This is a genomic window from Vibrio natriegens NBRC 15636 = ATCC 14048 = DSM 759, assembly GCF_035621455.1.
In the GTDB taxonomy this organism is placed as follows: domain Bacteria; phylum Pseudomonadota; class Gammaproteobacteria; order Enterobacterales; family Vibrionaceae; genus Vibrio; species Vibrio natriegens.
In genome coordinates this window covers 662,623-679,441 of sequence record NZ_CP141822.1, presented here as the reverse complement: position 1 = coordinate 679,441, position 16,819 = coordinate 662,623, and the positions used below count along the sequence as shown (strand labels likewise).

14 protein-coding genes and 1 other RNA gene are annotated in these 16,819 nt (G+C 43.2%); 10 read left to right on the top strand and 5 right to left on the bottom strand.

The annotated features are described in order from the left end of the window. Window positions 1-209: 209 nt before the first annotated feature. Together recN and bamE are read left to right on the top strand one after the other, a co-directional pair. The gene (gene recN / locus VER99_RS03075; protein ID WP_014230980.1) at window positions 210-1,874 is read left to right on the top strand and encodes a DNA repair protein RecN; all 1,665 of its coding nucleotides are present in this window, start codon (window positions 210-212) and stop codon (window positions 1,872-1,874) included. A gap of 245 nt (window positions 1,875-2,119) precedes the next feature. After that, the gene (gene bamE, locus VER99_RS03070; RefSeq protein ID WP_014230979.1) at window positions 2,120-2,479 is read left to right on the top strand and encodes an outer membrane protein assembly factor BamE; all 360 of its coding nucleotides are present in this window, start codon (window positions 2,120-2,122) and stop codon (window positions 2,477-2,479) included. 62 nt (window positions 2,480-2,541) lie between these two features. Here the strand turns inward: bamE and VER99_RS03065 are convergent, their stop codons facing one another. Further along, entirely contained in the window at window positions 2,542-2,895 is a 354-nt protein-coding gene (locus VER99_RS03065) for an RnfH family protein (protein WP_014230978.1), read from the bottom strand. Further along, window positions 2,885-3,328 (bottom strand): SRPBCC family protein, encoded by a 444-nt coding sequence (locus VER99_RS03060; protein ID WP_014230977.1) that lies wholly within the window; start codon window positions 3,326-3,328, stop codon window positions 2,885-2,887. The genes VER99_RS03065 and VER99_RS03060 overlap by 11 nt, the downstream gene beginning before the upstream one ends. Window positions 3,329-3,446: 118 nt before the next feature. Here VER99_RS03060 and smpB point away from each other — a divergent pair, with 118 nt between their 5' ends. Both smpB and ssrA read left to right on the top strand, forming a co-directional pair. Next, window positions 3,447-3,932: an SsrA-binding protein SmpB gene (gene smpB, locus VER99_RS03055; protein ID WP_014230976.1), complete on the top strand. Its 486-nt coding sequence runs from the start codon at window positions 3,447-3,449 to the stop codon at window positions 3,930-3,932. 67 nt (window positions 3,933-3,999) lie between these two features. After that, window positions 4,000-4,367: a transfer-messenger RNA gene (ssrA, locus tag VER99_RS03050) on the top strand. 221 nt (window positions 4,368-4,588) lie between these two features. Here ssrA and VER99_RS03045 read toward each other — a convergent pair. Both VER99_RS03045 and VER99_RS03040 read right to left on the bottom strand, forming a co-directional pair. After that, a complete protein-coding gene (locus VER99_RS03045; protein WP_020333677.1) occupies window positions 4,589-5,242 on the bottom strand; it encodes a response regulator in 654 nt (217 codons plus the stop codon). After that, the gene (locus VER99_RS03040) at window positions 5,232-5,912 is read right to left on the bottom strand and encodes a sensor histidine kinase (protein WP_020333676.1); all 681 of its coding nucleotides are present in this window, start codon (window positions 5,910-5,912) and stop codon (window positions 5,232-5,234) included. Before VER99_RS03040 ends, VER99_RS03045 begins: the two co-directional genes overlap by 11 nt. A gap of 662 nt (window positions 5,913-6,574) precedes the next feature. Between VER99_RS03040 and VER99_RS03035 the strand changes: the two genes are divergently transcribed. The 3 genes from VER99_RS03035 (at window position 6,575) to VER99_RS03025 (ending at window position 11,653) form a co-directional block, all read left to right on the top strand. Further along, the gene (locus VER99_RS03035; protein ID WP_020333675.1) at window positions 6,575-7,195 is read left to right on the top strand and encodes a hypothetical protein; all 621 of its coding nucleotides are present in this window, start codon (window positions 6,575-6,577) and stop codon (window positions 7,193-7,195) included. Beyond that, window positions 7,168-9,648, top strand: a complete 2,481-nt coding sequence (locus VER99_RS03030; RefSeq protein ID WP_236699355.1) for a zinc metalloprotease — start codon at window positions 7,168-7,170, stop codon at window positions 9,646-9,648. Before VER99_RS03035 ends, VER99_RS03030 begins: the two co-directional genes overlap by 28 nt. 178 nt (window positions 9,649-9,826) lie before the next feature. Beyond that, window positions 9,827-11,653 carry a S8 family serine peptidase gene (locus VER99_RS03025; RefSeq protein WP_024372693.1) on the top strand — a complete coding sequence of 609 codons (1,827 nt, stop codon included), beginning with the start codon at window positions 9,827-9,829 and terminating at the stop codon, window positions 11,651-11,653. Window positions 11,654-11,844: 191 nt separating this feature from the next. Here the strand turns inward: VER99_RS03025 and VER99_RS03020 are convergent, their stop codons facing one another. Then, a complete protein-coding gene (locus VER99_RS03020; protein WP_049794657.1) occupies window positions 11,845-12,639 on the bottom strand; it encodes a helix-turn-helix domain-containing protein in 795 nt (264 codons plus the stop codon). 355 nt (window positions 12,640-12,994) lie between these two features. Between VER99_RS03020 and VER99_RS03015 the strand changes: the two genes are divergently transcribed. The 3 genes from VER99_RS03015 to rhaB all read left to right on the top strand — a co-directional run bounded on the left by VER99_RS03015 (window position 12,995) and on the right by rhaB (window position 16,810). Further along, window positions 12,995-14,716 carry a purine-cytosine permease family protein gene (locus VER99_RS03015; RefSeq protein ID WP_014230969.1) on the top strand — a complete coding sequence of 574 codons (1,722 nt, stop codon included), beginning with the start codon at window positions 12,995-12,997 and terminating at the stop codon, window positions 14,714-14,716. A gap of 12 nt (window positions 14,717-14,728) precedes the next feature. Beyond that, window positions 14,729-15,052, top strand: a complete 324-nt coding sequence (rhaM, locus tag VER99_RS03010) for an L-rhamnose mutarotase (RefSeq protein ID WP_020333672.1) — start codon at window positions 14,729-14,731, stop codon at window positions 15,050-15,052. Window positions 15,053-15,364: 312 nt separating this feature from the next. Further along, entirely contained in the window at window positions 15,365-16,810 is a 1,446-nt protein-coding gene (rhaB, locus tag VER99_RS03005; protein WP_020333671.1) for a rhamnulokinase, read from the top strand. Window positions 16,811-16,819: the final 9 nt, after the last annotated feature.

Genomic DNA, 16,819 nt, shown 5'->3' with positions numbered 1-16,819 from the left:
CGTCGCCTATCTTCCTAAGTCCTTTTATTCAATATCCCCCTAACTCTTTCAATTTAAATAAGTCGTTGCCTCTCATAGACTCGTTTTTCCTAATCCATCACAAAAGTCCATTTCACCAACAAAAAATTTAAAGACCACCTTTACTGTATGAACAAACAGTATATACTGTTTTCTTATACAGTATTGTTCAGTTATACAGGTAAATAAAAATGCTGGCTCATCTAAGTGTTAATAATTTTGCGATTGTTAAGTCTTTACAACTCGAGCTGTCTAAGGGCATGACCACCATTACGGGTGAGACAGGTGCGGGTAAATCTATTGCTATTGATGCGCTCGGTCTCTGCTTAGGTGGGCGTGCTGATGCAGGCATGGTTCGACAAGGTGAAGAAAAAACCGAAGTGAGTGCCGCTTTTTTACTGGATAACAACTTACATGCAACGCGTTGGCTAGAAGATAATGATCTGCTCGATGGCAGTGAGTGTATTTTACGTCGCATCATTACAAAAGAAGGCCGTTCAAGAGCCTTCATTAACGGCAGTCCGGTACCACTTTCACAACTCAAATCTCTCGGGCAGCTTCTGATCAATATTCATGGTCAACACGCCCACCACCAGTTGATGAAAAGTGATCATCAAATGGCCATGCTGGATCAATATGCGGGTCACCTTAATCTACTAAAAAGTACTCGCAGTGCTTATCAGCACTGGCGTCAAGCTGACAACAACCTCAAGCAACTAAAGGAAAACAGCCAACAGAATCAGGCACAAAAGCAATTGCTTGAATACCAAATCAAAGAACTGAATGAGTTATCGCTAGGTGAAGAAGAATTTGCAGAACTCGAACAAGAGCACAAACGACTGTCCAATAGCGGTGAACTCGCCGCTACCTGTCAACAAGCCATCGAACTTATTTACGAAGGTGAAGAAGTCAATGCGCTTGGTATTTTGCAATCGGCCAATCACTCCCTGATTCAATTAGCTGAGTTAGATGAAAAATTAGCAGAACTGCCAAATATGCTGGCAGAAGCCATGATTCAGTTGGAAGAAACCAAAAACGAACTCCGCAGCTACCTTGACGGCATTGATGTCGATCCGGGTCGCATGGCTTATGTGGAAGAACGTTTCTCCAAAGTCATGTCTATGGCACGTAAACATCATGTTATGCCAGAGGAACTTTACCAGCATCATCAAGACCTTCTGGCCCAAATAGAAGCCTTAGATTGTTCTGATGAACGATTGGATGAACTCGCACAGGAAGTGGAACAAAAGTATCAAAGCTTCTTAACTGCAGCGGAAAAATTACATAAATCACGCAGTCGTTACGCTAAAGAACTGAATAAACTAATTAGCCAAAGCATGCACGAACTAAGCATGGAAAAAGCCGTGTTCAGCATTGCAGTCAATAACGATAATGCCCATCCTTCTCCATTGGGTATGGACAGCGTTTGTTTCCTAGTTTCAACAAACCCGGGCCAGCCACTGCAACCAATCGCTAAAGTCGCGTCCGGTGGTGAGCTATCACGCATATCGTTAGCGATTCAGGTTATCACCGCTCAGAAAGTCGATACTCCAAGCCTCATCTTCGATGAAGTCGATGTAGGTATCAGTGGCCCGACCGCCGCCGTAGTAGGTAAAATGCTGCGTAAATTGGGAGAGTCAACTCAGGTACTATGTGTCACTCACCTTCCTCAAGTGGCAGGCTGTGGACATCAGCAAATGTTTGTAGCGAAGCAGACTAAAAAAGGTCAGACGGAAACCCAGATGCACGCTCTGGATGAACAACAACGCGTGGCAGAATTAGCCCGTCTGCTAGGTGGCAGCCAGATCACCGACTCGACCCTTGCAAATGCTAAAGAGCTACTTATCGCCGCTTAAAAAACATTCCCTGGAGCCATGGAGAAAACATCCATGGCTTTTTGCTTTCTACTCACTTTGAACTTTGGTTTGGTCTTGCATTCAAATTATCTGACAGAATAGACACAAATGAATATCTGCCAATAAATGCAACTCAACTCAAAATTCGTTGTCAGATTCCCTACCATACGACGCATAGCTTTTTACATCTGCGTCGAGCTTGTTTATTATCAGCGCAGTATTTTAAAGGTTAGTAAGAAATTATTATGCAATTAAAGAAGTGGTTAGTTGCCGTACCATTAGCAATGACATTGCTTACAGGATGTTCGGTAGTAGAAAAACTGGTTTATCGCATTGATATCAACCAAGGCAACTATGTAGAACAAAGTGCGGTAGATAAATTAAAGTTTGGGATGACTAAAGCACAAGTTCGCTTCGTACTTGGCTCACCAATGCTTATCGAAAACGGCTATCCAAACACATGGTATTACATATACCACCATACTCCGGGCCATGGCGATCCAGTGCAAAAAGACCTTGTTGTTAATTTTGATGATCAAGGCACACTTGCTGATATTGCTGGCGACTTCCCGAAAAGTGACGCGTTTTACGAGCAAATTCAATAACAAAACCTTTATACAAAAAAACCTCCCATCTGGGAGGTTTTTTAATGTTTGGCATTTACAAGTTAATCGCTTTTACGCATAGCGTTAGGCTTGCCACCTGTAACGGGATCAGCATTACCTGCGGCTTTAGCTTGTTCAGCACGTTTACGGCGAATCTCTTTGGGATCGGCGAGAAGCGGACGATAAATCTCTATACGGTCTCTGTCGCGTACAGTAGCATCCAATTTTACATTTCGGCTAAAGACACCAACTTTATTCTTCGATAAATCAATCTCAGGGTACAACTCAAGTACGCCAGATTGACTAATAATCTCTTCCACCGTTTCGTGTTTGTTCACAACTAAATTGAAAACACGTTGCTCATGCGGTAAGGCGTAAACGACCTCAACATGAATCATGTCTGATTCAATACTCATAACACTCGTATACCTGTTTCGCGCGTTTTGTAAAAGCATTGACCATGTTACTGGTTAACTCATTAAAAATCTTACCAAAAGCCATTTCAATCATTTTACTAGAGAATTCAAATTCAAGCTTAAGTTCAACCTTACATGCTTGCTCATCTAGTGCAGTAAAAAACCAGCCACCACGTAGCGTCTTAAAAGGACCATCGACCAGATTCATCATAATGGACTGACCAGGAATAAGTTCATTAGACGTGGTAAAGGTTTTACTGATCCCAGCTTTCGCGACATCCACAGAAGCCACCATACCATCGCCAGAAGCGTCAATGATTCTGGAACCTGAACAACCAGGCAGAAACTCTGGGTACTTAGCAACATCATTGACCAGATCAAACATCTGCTCTGCACTAAACGACACCAACGCAGAACGGCTGATTTGCTTCATACTTACTCCTATCGATACATGTCCAGATGAAAAGCGAGCCCCAATTTTACTTTTATTCCGCGATTGCGCAAATAAAAGGATTTCCTAACCGATATCCAGGCCGTATAATGACGCCATTATGGCAAAGAAAAAATCAAAACAAAAAGCGGGTAGTAACACTATCGCGCTGAACAAAAAAGCTCGCCACGAATATTTTATCGAAGATGAAATCGAAGCTGGCATGGAGCTCCAAGGTTGGGAAGTGAAAGCCCTTCGCCAAGGTAAAGCCAATATTTCTGAAAGTTACGTATTTATGCGTGACGGTGAAGCCTTTGTGAGTGGCATGACAATCACTCCTTTGAATCAGGCATCGACACACGTAGTGGCGAACCCTACTCGTGTGCGTAAACTACTCATGAGTCGTCGCGAACTTGATAACCTACTCGGACGTGTTAACCGTGAAGGTATGACGTTAACGGCACTCTCTCTGTACTGGTCTCGCTCTTGGGTGAAACTAAAAATCGGCGTAGCAAAAGGTAAAAAGCTGCACGATAAACGTACGGATTTAAAAGAAAAAGATTGGGCAAGAGAAAAAGCGCGCGTAATGAAGAGTTCACTGCGTTAATCTTGACCACTTAAACGCATAGTGCTGGACAGCTAATACTTTTCTGTTACTATGCGAACAATACCTTGGGGCTGATTTAGGATTCGACGGGAATTCAGAAGTCTGAGGTGCATGCCGAGGTGCGGTAGGCCTCGTTAACAAACCGCAAAAAAATAGTCGCAAACGACGAAAACTACGCACTAGCAGCTTAATACCCTGCTCAGAGCCTCTTTGCCCTAGCTTCCGCTTGTAAGACGGGGAATTACAAAGAGTCAAACCCAAACTAGCTAGCCCGGATTCTCCCGCCTGAGAGATGAACGGCGAATTATAATTCAGGATAGTCATTCATTAGCGTGTCGGTTCGCAGGTGGGTGGTGAATTTAAAGATCGACTAAGCATGTAGTACCAATGATGAAAGGTTTTCGGACGGGGGTTCAACTCCCCCCAGCTCCACCAAACGTTTGGAAAGGGCGATAACTCTTAGAGTTATCGCCCTTTTTGTTTTTTTATTATTGTTTTGTGCCAACTGAACTAAAAGGGTTACCGAAATACTTTGCATCCACTGGGTGGCAGCGTTGCTCTCAGTAGCGCCCTTTTCGTTGTTGTTCTTAACATTCCCCCTATTACCAAAAACATCATACTCTTTGCATTAGGAGGGATGATTCACAGCCTGGTACTCACGTTGTTGGAACCAAGAGTTTGTTCTCAATGGCAAAGCGAACAAGATTTGGAATATCTTTAATATTCAACTTCTTCATGATGTTGGATCTGTGTGTTTCAACGGTTTTGATACTAATGCATGTATCGTCAGCTATTTTGTTTGTGGAATACCCTTCGACGATTAACTGAAGTATTTGCCGCTGTCTGCTTGTCAGTAAATCCAAAGGTACTGCATCTTGCGTTTTTCCTAGCAAGTCCTTCAGCATAGGCTTGTCGATTTTTTGGCTGATATAGCTTCCACCACTCATAACGGATCCAACCGCTAGCTCCAGCTCTTCCACTGCAGAATCTTTAAGTAAATAACCTTGAGCACCATTTCTTAAGCACCTTGCAACATACTCAATATTTTTATGCATCGATAGCATAAGGATGTTAATCGGTATCTTGTGCTTTCGGATCATACTAATCAGCTCTATTCCATTAATCCCCTTAATTGAGACGTCCAGAATAAGTAGGTCTGGTTTAGACTTTTTCAGATTTGGGATCAAGTTGAGCCCCGTTCCACTTTCACCAACCACTTCAACACTTGATAAGGTGTTTAAAATACTGCATATACCCGCTCTGACGATATCATGGTCATCAACAATAAATACTCTACTCTTATAGATCATATTTAAATTCCGCCAATATTCTTGTTCCAGTATTTAGCTCTGATTGGATATGGATTTTTCCGTTATGACGCCCAGCCCTTTCCTCCATTCCCAGCAATCCTAGGTGTAGGTTGGTGTTTACTTTGCGTTTTATTTTGGTTATTTCAAAACCATTACCATTATCCGAGATAGATACTGTTACTTTTTCTCTGTCAAAGTCTAAATTAACGAAGATGTTTGTCGCTTTAGCGTGGCGGATTGCATTATTTACGGCTTCTTGGATTATTCTGAACACGTCAACCTTTAATTGTTGACTGACATCAGGGAAGTTATCTCTATATTTAAAATCTATTTTATTCTCTTGAGATATAGACATTTTTTCAAGAAGACGTTTAATTGCATCAATAAAACATAGCTCACTAATAACACCGGGTCTTAACTCGGCAGATTTATGGCGAACTTTCTCTATAATGTCTTCAATTAACTCTATTGAGTCATTGACGTGGTCACTACGATTACAACACTCCTTCCGGTGCAATTGTAAGTTGATTTGAATAGCGGTTAATATCTGCCCGAGATCGTCATGCAGTTCCCTAGATATACTTGCTCTTTCTTCCTCCTTACTGTTTTGTAATTTTTGATTAAGAAAACGTATCCATCTATCTGGATCTTCAAAACTTACACAATCCATGTGGCTCTTACCCCGATTCATAGAACCATTTTACTAGCAAAAAACTTAACACTCTACTAAACTAGTGCGCTAGTACACTTACAAATTATATGTATCTATAGAGTGATGCATTAATCCTTTAATGCATTGATTAACATTTGAATAACACCATTATTTTTTTACATCAACTTAAATAAATAGAAGAAGAACCATTATTGTCACAGCAATAAGTAGTGATAAATCTATTTTTATAGAACTACTATTCCCTGAAATAAATAATTTTTGATAATTCCAACTAATTATAGGGAGAAAAATAGATATTTATAACACTCAAATTTCAATTGGTAATCGCTATTTTATGGAAGCAAGGTCAACACTTGCGTAGAGTAAAATCTGAGCAAGAGCTCTAGCCTTAAAAAGCAGATAAAAAGAGAGGAAAATTCACCATAACGGTTATCCCTTTCAAAAACAAGCATATATCTAATAACAGTGCATATGTAGCCCGTAATATTCCCATCTACCCTTCAAACAATCCCTTTGTAAATAAAGCCATCATGGTTATGTAGTTTTTAAAAAATCAGGGAATCCCTGATATCGCAATTTAATACCATTCGCTATTTTGATTCGATGGTAGAGGATCTACCTGAATAAATTGCTAAAAAATATATAGTCAAGGATAACTAATGAAACTCAGATCAAAGATGGCTGTGCTGCTATCAGCGTTTACGCTGTTTGCACCTATCGCACAAGCAGCCCAACTCCAATCGCAAAACCTTAAGCAACTCATTGCCGAATCTGAAAGCATTATTTCAGGTCAGGTTCAAACCGTCACTGATGGTATTTCTGAGCAGGGCTTACCGTACACAGAAGTTACTATCAAAGTTAGCGACGCGGCATTAGGTAAACACGCCGAAGGTTCTGAATACACGTTTCGTCAATTTGGCTTACTAAAGCCTCGCACTCTGCCAAATGGCAACCAAATGCTAGCGGTAGCGCCAGAGGGTTTCCCTCGCTGGAACCAAGATGAAGTCGTTGTCGTATTTATGCATAAACCAGCATCACTGACTGGTCTTCAAACAACGGCAGGCATGGCTAACGGTAAATTCGTCATCCAAGGTGGCAAAGTAGCAAACGAGTTTGATAACCAAGGCATTTTCGAAAACCTAGAGTTTGCTGAAGGCGCGCTTGCTCCATCTGAGCAACAAATGGTGAATACAGAAGGTGCTTACAACGCAGTGGCTTTCATGAGCCTACTAGGTAAAGCAGTGTCAGAGCAATGGATCAGCAATGGGAAGATGAAATAATGAAACACAGTACATTAACAGTTGCGATTGCCGCTCTACTCTCTGCAGGTGCCGTTCAAGCAGGTGGTCCACTATATACGACCGAGGATGGTAACCCGACTCCTTTCCTATGGGACACGTCTAATGGCTCTATTCCAGTCTATGTTGACGGCGGCGACGCTTTTACTTACGACTACGACGGTTCAGTATTTTTATCGATTGAGCGAGCACAGCAAATAACTCAATTTGCTTTCAGTCAATGGAATAATGTTAAAACTTCTACATTCCAAGCAGATGTAGCTGGCACCATTGAAGAACAAACGGGTATCGCTGACGTAGATGGATCTAACGCCCTTCAGTTTTATACTCAGCAGAATGGCTACGGCTTCTGGATGCTTTACGATACAGATGGCAGCATCCTAGAAAACGTGTTCGGTGTTCCTAAAACAGCAGTACTGGGTATCGCCTTCCCTGAGATTGCGGACGGAAACAACGTGATTATCGAAGCAACCGCGGTAATCAATGGCTGGAACGTGTACGCCAACGATAATGCGGGTCTCCAAATTGCTGGCGTGTTCACTCATGAAATCGGGCACGCAATTAACTTATCTCACTCTCAAACCAACGGTCATATTGGTTACAGAAGTAACCCTTCTACACCATTATTCCCAGGTGTGAAAGGCTGTAACGTAGAAGCAGTTCATGCACATGATACGGGTAACTGGTATTTAGGTGAGATTAACCGCGCCGACCCAGAAGTGATTGAGACTATGTACCCGTTCATCGGTCACCACGGTGCAGGAGCGGTAGCACAAAGTACCGTTAACATCACTGATGACCGCGTGGCTATCTCTAACCTTTACCCTACTCAAGAGTACTTGAGCCAATTTGGCTCTATTGAAGGTACGCTTCGCTTAAAAGACGGCTCTACTGAATACAGCGGTGTAAATATCATCGCTCGTAACATCGATGATCCTTTATTTGATGCGGTATCAGCACAGTCAGGTAACTTGACACAAGGTAAAGTCGGTCCTGATGGCTACTTTAAAATTAACGGTCTGACTCCTGGCCAAAGCTATGTGCTTTACACCGAAGAAATCAACAGCGGTGCTTATCCTACCGCTACATCTGAGATCCTATCGGTAGCAGAATACTGGAACGACAACGAAAGCAGTAACCCAGCGTCTGATGATCCATGTGACGTAACACCAATCGTTGCGGAAGCAGGCCAAACCAAAACCGCGGATTTAGTATTTAACGGCTATCAAGATGGTGTTGACTTCAAACAAGTGGTTTATGCACACCTAAGTGACTTAGCAAAAAATGGTAAGTCTTCAATAGGTATGGCAGGCAGCACTCCATTTATTTGGGATGAAAGTAAAGGCTTTAAGCTTCTTCCTGATTATCTAAGCACTGGCTCAGCCAAAATGAGCGCGAATGGTAACAAACTTCTGGTCAACTCAGATCACGACAGAAACGGGATTAATGCACCAGTTATCTGGACGGATGCAAATGGTGTAATGCCATTAGGTGACCTTACGGGCAATGCGTGTGGTGGTTCAAGTGAGCAAGGTAAATCAGCAGCAACAGGTTGGGATATTGATGCATCAGGAAATACGGTAGTTGGTACCGCTTATAAAGATGCTGATGGTAATGGAACCTGTACTACTTACTTTACCGGTGATGTTGTGCCGTTCATCTGGACACCTAAGGAAGGCATGCGCGAACTAGATACCAGAAATGTTGACTGGTCAAATGCAGCTTGGGCTCGTGCACATGCTGTTTCAGGTAACGGTGAAGTGGTAATGGGCGCTCTTGGCGGCTACAAAGCAGTTGCATGGGTCAATGAAGGTGAAATGATCAACCTTTATGACGCTGTTGGTGCAATGGGCGCGTACACCTCTTCTCACGATGGCAAGCAAGTAGCACTACAAACGAGAACAGGTAACGTTCTGTTGTGGGATCACACTAAAGAAGGCGATGCAGCATTTACTGATATTGGCGGCTTAGAATGGTGTAAAGATGTACCGCTAGTCATGCTAGGCAGTGACTTCTGTGAAACGCGAGGTATTGATTGGGTTCATGCTGCGATTGGTAAATACACTGGATTAATGCCTGCTGACATGAGCGACAACGGCGACGTAATCATCGGCCGTGCTGGTGATATCCGTACTGGATTCACAGGTGCAATCTATATCAAAGGCCTAGGCTGGATGAAACTGGATGAGTTCTACGCAAAACAAGGTGTATTAGAAGCTCAAGACGCCTACATGGATAACCCTATGTCACTTTCTGGCTCTGGCGCAAAAATGACAGGTGGTGTAACTGGTTATTCTGTTGCTTTCCATGTCGATATGTCTCACGTATACGTTTGTGAAAACGGTGCTTCTGTCAAAACAGGCTTCCCGAACGGATTAATTAACAAGATGAACTCTGGCGCGGAATTTGGCCGCTGTGAGCATCTAAACGATTAATTTTACGATGAAATAGCAAGGTGGCTAACAGATTGATAGCCACCTTTTTCAAAAGAAATAATTTCGACGGACACCTTATTACTCCTTAGAAAAGGAGTAATGAATAGAAGAAACACACCAAGCCGCTTTGATTAAAGATCAAGCGGATAACTGGACGTTACAATCTTTAGGGATGATTATGAAAATATTAAATAAGTCGCTAATTGCAATGGGTATTTGTTTATCTTTTAGCGCGCATGCAGCCGATGACCGTTACATCATTCAAGTTGATAGCGCAAATAAAGGCGTTGTTAAAAACCTGGCCAAAAAACTGGGTGCAGATATCAATGTCGAAGGTGAAGAGTTTTTTGCCGCTACCTTCACTGGCAAAGACTTAGAAACCGTTAAAGGGCTGCTTAACAACCCACATATCCAACTTATCGAAGAAGACGCTAAGCGTAAGCTGCTTAGCTACAGCGATGACATCGGTGACGCACGTGAAACTCAGCTAACACCATATGCCGTATACCAATCTCAAGCTGATCAACTCACTTTACAGCCTAATGACTTCATTAAAGTTTGTGTTATTGACTCGGGCTTAGACCGTTCAAACAATGACTTTGAGTGGACAAATATTACTGGCGACAACGACTCTGGCACTGGTAACTGGGATGAAAACGGCGGTCCACACGGCACGCACGTAGCTGGTACTATTGGTGCGGCAGACAACGGCTTTGGTATTATTGGTATGGCACCAGGCGTACCAATGCATATCGTTAAAGTCTTTAACTCTGATGGTTGGGGATACTCTTCAGATCTGGCGTACGCCGCAGAAAAATGTGCGGATGCTGGTTCGAATATCATCAACATGAGTTTGGGTGGCGGTGCGCCAACAACGGCAGAAGAGAATGCGTTCAAAGCCTTCACTAACGACGGCGGTTTAGTCCTCGCAGCAGCAGGTAACTCTGGTAATGATGTTCTTTCATTCCCGGCAGGATACCAGTCAGTCATGATGGTCGGTGCAAACGACAATAACGATCAAATCGCGGCATTTTCTCAGTTCCCTGAATGTACCATCGTGTACAACGGCAAGAAAGGCAAAAACAGCCAGGAAATCATTGATTCTACCTGTGTTGAAGTCACAGCAGGCGGCGTGAACACACTTTCAACTTACCCGGCAAACATGGCCTCTACGTCAGTCTTAGCGGCGGGTGAGCAAATCATTGCTTCCTCTAGTTTTACCTTTTCAGGTCAGGGTGATGTTTCAGGTGAAGTTCACTACATGGGGCTAGGCAACGCGGTTGATACCGACGCTAACGGCAAGATTTGTTTGATGGACCGTGGTGAAATCACCTTTGATGAAAAAGTACTTAACTGTGAAAACTCAGGTGGTATTGGTGCCGTTGTCGTAAACAATGTTGATGGCATGCTTAACGGTACATTGGGTGAGGCAACCACGACCTCTATTCCAGCTGTGGGTACCGACCTAAAAGATCGTGCTCTATTGCATGCATCTTCGACTATTGGTGTTGAGGTTAGCACTTCTGATTACGGCTTTATGAGCGGTACGTCAATGGCGACACCTGGCGTAGCGGGTATGGCTGCGTTACTTTGGTCAAATCATCAGGAATGTACTGGTACTCAAATCCGTGATGCACTAAAACAAACTGCGTTTGATGCAGGTGCGTCAGGCCGAGATAACTACTTCGGTTATGGCATTGTGAAAGTTGCTGATGCTAACGAATACTTGTTAGCGAATGGCTGTGATCAACAGGCAGCAGCGTACATTGAACTGGCTACGTCAACTTACACTGCAAAACAGGGTCAGAAAGTTAACCTAGAATGGTCAAACGCTACAGCACGTAAAGTAGACGTTTACCGTAACGGTGTGATTGTATCTACAACTGGTAATGATGGTTCATTTACAGATACATTAACAAGTGACGCCTTCGGCATGTACACATATAAAGTATGTGACCAATCAAGCGGTAACTGTTCAAATCCGTCAAGTGTCTCATTTGAGTAAAGATACCTGAGCGTCAGGCAATGACGCTCAATTCTATTTTCATTTGATAGTTACCCCGGCTATCACAATCCGCTCCAATTATTTAGCCCACATAAACTAAAGACCACCCTAGGGTGGTCTTTTTATTTGTTCATTGTCTTACATCCGGATTTTATAATTAAGCTCAGGCAATTAGAGGCTAGGATAAAAGATTAATTACCGGAATGGCGCATTCGTGCTTCTCGTGGAGTCTGATTAAAAACTTGCTTGAATTTAGTCGAGAAGTAATTACTGTCCTGATACCCAACCCCAAAAGCAATATCTGTAATAGATTGATCAGTGTATAGAATATCTGAAAACGCTTTGCTGGTTCGCGTATAATGTAAGTACTGATTAAAGTTCATTCCTGTCAGTTTTTTTATACTGTTTGTTAATTGACGCGATGAAAGCTTAACGGCATCCGCTACTTCTTCTATTTCATTCACTCCAGCGTAATGCTGTTGAATATGGGATAAGGCATAAATCACTTTATCATTGTTATTTAACAGATCGACGTCTTTTATTTTTCCTCGCCAAAGCTCAACAATAATCTGCTGGAAAATGAATTGAGCAATCATTCTCGACTCTTCACTATTAATATGAGACTCAATATGCAATCGATCTATTAGTTGACTCACTTGCTGTGCCGTCTTTTGATTAATAAACCAGCCCGTTTCTTTATCTGATTCACTAGGCATAAATCGCTTAAGCTCCGAGCAAACTTGGAGTTTCTCTTTTTCAAACAGGATATTACTCAAATACAGATCATCGACGGAATCAAATAAGTGACGGTCTTCTTTCTTAACAAAGCAGACGTAATTTTTGCTCAGATTCATAGGCACATCATTCATGACATGTGTACCACAACCCTCTGAAACAATAATGATTTCTTCAAAGGAGTGCGCATGCTCAGGATAAGGTTCCTGAGGAGCTCTAAGCTCGGTAGTGACCGGACTATTTGAGTTCATAAAGAACTCTCTCGATTTAAGATAGATCATTTTACACCTCTTTATTCTACGGGCTAAATGTAGAGGCTTAGACTTCTGTTTACCTAGTCTAACATCTCACTTTTGCTCACTCTTTTATTGATATTTTCAAAAGTGTGAAGGCAAAGTTGCTCACCTTAAAAAACTCACCAAAATACCCTCTTATCTATGTTAATTCTCCAAGGTTAAAATTTGCCAGGTTTGTAAGCTGACCTTAATCCTTCTGATGACAAACATTACGAACGTCAGCATTTCAGAGGGAAACGTAAAATAAAAGTTTAAACAATAAATATAAAGACATAAGAAACAAAAGCTTACGAATAGCAAGGAGACAATCATGTCTGAAACTATTACCTCTACACAAACACAAGAAACAGAAGCTGCCTTAAATGAATATGAACAAGAGCGAGTGCCCAAACATAAACTACTTGGTTGGCGGCACTTTCTCGGCTCTTATTCCGGCGAACACGTAGCGGGTACCGAATTTGTTATCGGTGCCGCTTTTGTCGCATGGGGAGCAAGTACCTTTGATATCCTGATGGGTCTGCTGGTTGGTAACCTAATGGCAGTACTTACCTGGGCATTGATCACCGCGCCTATCGCAACCCAATCTCGATTAACAGTTTACGAATATCTGCGCAGAGTGGCTGGCCCTGGATTTAACAAAGTCTACAACGTGGTCAACGCCGTGTTGTTCTGTGCATTAGGCGGGGCAATGATTACCGTGTCAGCCTCTGCAGTACGTATTTTATTTGATATTCCAGCGCAAACTCACTGGTATCCAAATAGTGCTGCGTTTATTGCAGTTGCACTCGCTGTGGGTGCTATCGTTGTCGCCATTGCGGTACTGGGTTTTCAAAAATGTGCTCAGTTCGCAACGGTTTGTTCACCTTGGCTGCTGATTATCTTTGTGACTGGTGGCATGGTCGCCCTTCCAGCACTGAGCAACGTTGGCAATGGTGAAACCTTTACTGGGTTTGGTCAGTTCCTTTCTCTGGCGGATCAATACATCTGGACAGGACAAACACCAGATGGCTCACCATCAATGACGTTCTGGCAGATCGCAGCTTTCGCTTGGGTATGTAACCTGGCAATGCACGGTTCTCTGGGTGATATGGCGCTGCTACGTTTTGCGAAAAGCGCAAAATACGGTTACTTCTCAGCATTTGGTATGTTCTTCGGCCACTACATTGCATGGATTTGTGCTGGTGTAATGGGCGCAGGTGCCATGCTACTGATGCAAACCAGCATGTCTAACTTAGACGCAGGCGGTATCGCGTACGCTGTGCTTGGTTCAACGGGTATTATTGCTGTAATTATCGCAGGCTGGACAACATCAAACCCAACTATCTATCGTGCAGGCTTAGCAATTCAAAGTATCTTCCCGAATAAATCGCGTGCATACATCACGACTATCGTTGGTGTAGTTACTGCGGTTATTGCTTGTTTCCCATTTGTATTTACTCGCCTATTAGACTTTGTAGGTTACATGGGCCTATTGCTTGCACCAGTTGGCGCGATCATCGTTTCGGAGCATTGGGTATTTAAGAAAATTGGTCTGACGCCACTATGGTCAAAATACCAAGGTAACGACCTAAACAAAGCCGCTCTTATCACTTGGGCAATTGGCGTCGTCTTCGCCGTGACTTGTGAACAGTTAGGCTTCTTGCACCTGTTCTTCCTATTCGTCCCAACTTACCTGCTATCGATGGCGATCTACATCATGCTAGCAAAATCAATGGGCGCAGGCGATGACTACACTCAGCAGGAAGCGGAGTACCAAGAAGAGCTAAAACAGCGTGAAACGTACCATGCGGAGCTAGCGAAACGCGAAGAAGCACAGCAAACAGAAGCGAAACCAGCCAGTATGCTGGAGAAGGTATCTGGCGCAGTTGCCCTGGCTTCCTTGGCTGCCATCGTGATTTCTGCGCTGAACGTGTGGGGAGCAGGCGCTGACTATCAAGTCGCCTTCGAATCCTTTAAATCTTTCGCGATTTATCCGACCATCATTTACTTTATCACCGCAACCACCTGGATCACGCTACGTGATAAAGCATAGGAGACTCAGCTAGTGGAAAATCTGATTCGAAAAGCCTTTGTCATGCAGTTAAATGAAGGCTGTAAGGCGGAATACAAAAAGAGACATGACGAGATCTGGCCAGAGTTGGTGGATGTATTAAAAAGTCACGGTGGTCACAATTACTCCATCTTTCTCCATGAAGATACCAACCAACTGTTTGGCTATGTCGAAATCGAGAACGAGGAAAACTGGCAGCAAGTTGCCGAAACAGAAGCCTGTCAAAAATGGTGGTCCTTCATGCAGGACATTATGGCAACCAACCCGGACAACTCTCCTCAATCGATTGAGTTAGATTCCGTTTTCTATCTTGCCTGAGACACACTCTAATAACCAAGCCCCGCAATTCGCGGGGCTTATTATTTTTAGCCAGCCAAATGTTACGCCCTCCCCGTTATTTCAAACAGTAAATAGCTTGAATAAATAAGAAAAACCACACCTTTTACACGCCTACTCCACTTCACTTAAACCCAGGTTTTATCTGGCCTCACGCACGAGTTGTCAAAAGTTTGAATTACCGCAAGAGCTTCTTGAGAAAAACGCATCGAATACGTTTTTTCAGGGGGATTTTTGAAGTTATTTAGTGCGGAAAAACGGTGTAATACCTCTAAAGAACAAGAGGTGTTAATCATGATGAAGGCTGTGATTGCAATAGACCTTGGGGCGTCAAGTGGACGTGTCATGGTCGGTTATCTGAACAACGGAAAAATCGAACTCGAAGAGTTTCACCGTTTTCAAAACCAGCAAGTGATGCATGGTAATGAGTCGTGCTGGGATCTCTACTCAATCTTGGAAGAGATTAAAGTAGGCATCAATAAAGTACTCGCGACGGGTGTAGAAATAACTTCTCTGGGCATTGATACCTGGGGCGTAGATTTTGTCTTGCTGGACAAGTTTGGCCGCCACCTTGGCGAGTTCGTCAGCTACCGTGATGCACGAACTGAAGGTACGTTAGAGAAACTACTTGAAGACAGTCAACTTACCCGTGAGCAAATCTATCAGCAAACTGGGATTCAGTTTTTACCGTTCAACACACTTTACCAGTTAAAAGCGATTGCTGACCAGCAACCGGAATGGTTCTCAGAAATCGATACGTTGCTATTTATTCCAGATTACCTGAACTACAAGCTCAGTGGCGTTAAGCATTGTGAGTATACCAATGCGTCCACCAGCCAATTGCTGGAATGCAAAGATAAGATCTGGAACAAGCCATTACTGGATGCTTGTGGCGCGAAGATGGAATGGTTCCTGCCACCTAAAATGCCTAACCGCATTATTGGCCAATACCATGTAGGCGACGTACAAATCCCTGTGTGTTCTGTAGCAAGTCACGACACTGCTTCAGCGGTGGCAGCAACGCCAATCGCACATGACACCATGGCTTACCTGAGCTCAGGTACATGGTCTCTGGTAGGGATTGAAAGCTTCGAACCGTACACAGGTGAGCTTGCTTATCAATACAACCTGACTAATGAAGGTGGTGTCGACGGTCGTTATCGCGTGCTGAAGAACATCATGGGTTTATGGCTGATTCAGCGTATTAAAGCAGAAAACCCATCACTGACTTTCCCTGATATTGCCAGTCTTGCTCGTCAAGCCGAGCCGTTTAAGTTCATCGTGAACCCAAATGACAACGATTTCTTAAACCCGGCATCCATGACGCAAGCGATTAAAAACTGGTTTAAAAAACGTGACCTTGAAGCGCCAGAAACCCTGTCCGAAGTCATTCGCTGTATCTACGACAGCTTAGTTCTGGCTTACGACAAGGTATTGACTGAGCTATCAGAAGTCACCGGCAAACCAATTACTGAATTACGCATCGTCGGTGGCGGTACACAAGACCAGTTCCTTAACCAACTTTGTGCGGATGTCTGTCAAATCAAGGTTTCGACCGAACCGACAGAAGCCTCCGCATTAGGCAACGTGATTAACCAATTTATCGCGTCCGACATTATTACCTCACTGGAAGAAGGCCGCCAAATTATCGATGCCTCTTCTGATGTGAAGAACTTTACTGCAAACCCTATTGAGGGATTGGAACAAATCAAATCCCAATTCCAACAAATTACTAAATAAGGTACCTGA

Excerpts from the sequence above, each read along its gene's own strand:
- recN (WP_014230980.1), top strand. The coding sequence starts at position 210 with ATGCTGGCTCATCTAAGTGTTAATAATTTTGCGATTGTTAAGTCTTTA.
- bamE (WP_014230979.1), top strand. The coding sequence starts at position 2,120 with ATGCAATTAAAGAAGTGGTTAGTTGCCGTACCATTAGCAATGACATTG.
- VER99_RS03065 (WP_014230978.1), bottom strand. The coding sequence starts at position 2,895 with ATGAGTATTGAATCAGACATGATTCATGTTGAGGTCGTTTACGCCTTA.
- VER99_RS03060 (WP_014230977.1), bottom strand. The coding sequence starts at position 3,328 with ATGAAGCAAATCAGCCGTTCTGCGTTGGTGTCGTTTAGTGCAGAGCAG.
- smpB (WP_014230976.1), top strand. The coding sequence starts at position 3,447 with ATGGCAAAGAAAAAATCAAAACAAAAAGCGGGTAGTAACACTATCGCG.
- VER99_RS03045 (WP_020333677.1), bottom strand. The coding sequence starts at position 5,242 with ATGATCTATAAGAGTAGAGTATTTATTGTTGATGACCATGATATCGTC.
- VER99_RS03040 (WP_020333676.1), bottom strand. The coding sequence starts at position 5,912 with ATGGATTGTGTAAGTTTTGAAGATCCAGATAGATGGATACGTTTTCTT.
- VER99_RS03035 (WP_020333675.1), top strand. The coding sequence starts at position 6,575 with ATGAAACTCAGATCAAAGATGGCTGTGCTGCTATCAGCGTTTACGCTG.
- VER99_RS03030 (WP_236699355.1), top strand. The coding sequence starts at position 7,168 with ATGGATCAGCAATGGGAAGATGAAATAATGAAACACAGTACATTAACA.
- VER99_RS03025 (WP_024372693.1), top strand. The coding sequence starts at position 9,827 with ATGAAAATATTAAATAAGTCGCTAATTGCAATGGGTATTTGTTTATCT.
- VER99_RS03020 (WP_049794657.1), bottom strand. The coding sequence starts at position 12,639 with ATGAACTCAAATAGTCCGGTCACTACCGAGCTTAGAGCTCCTCAGGAA.
- VER99_RS03015 (WP_014230969.1), top strand. The coding sequence starts at position 12,995 with ATGTCTGAAACTATTACCTCTACACAAACACAAGAAACAGAAGCTGCC.
- rhaB (WP_020333671.1), top strand. The coding sequence starts at position 15,365 with ATGATGAAGGCTGTGATTGCAATAGACCTTGGGGCGTCAAGTGGACGT.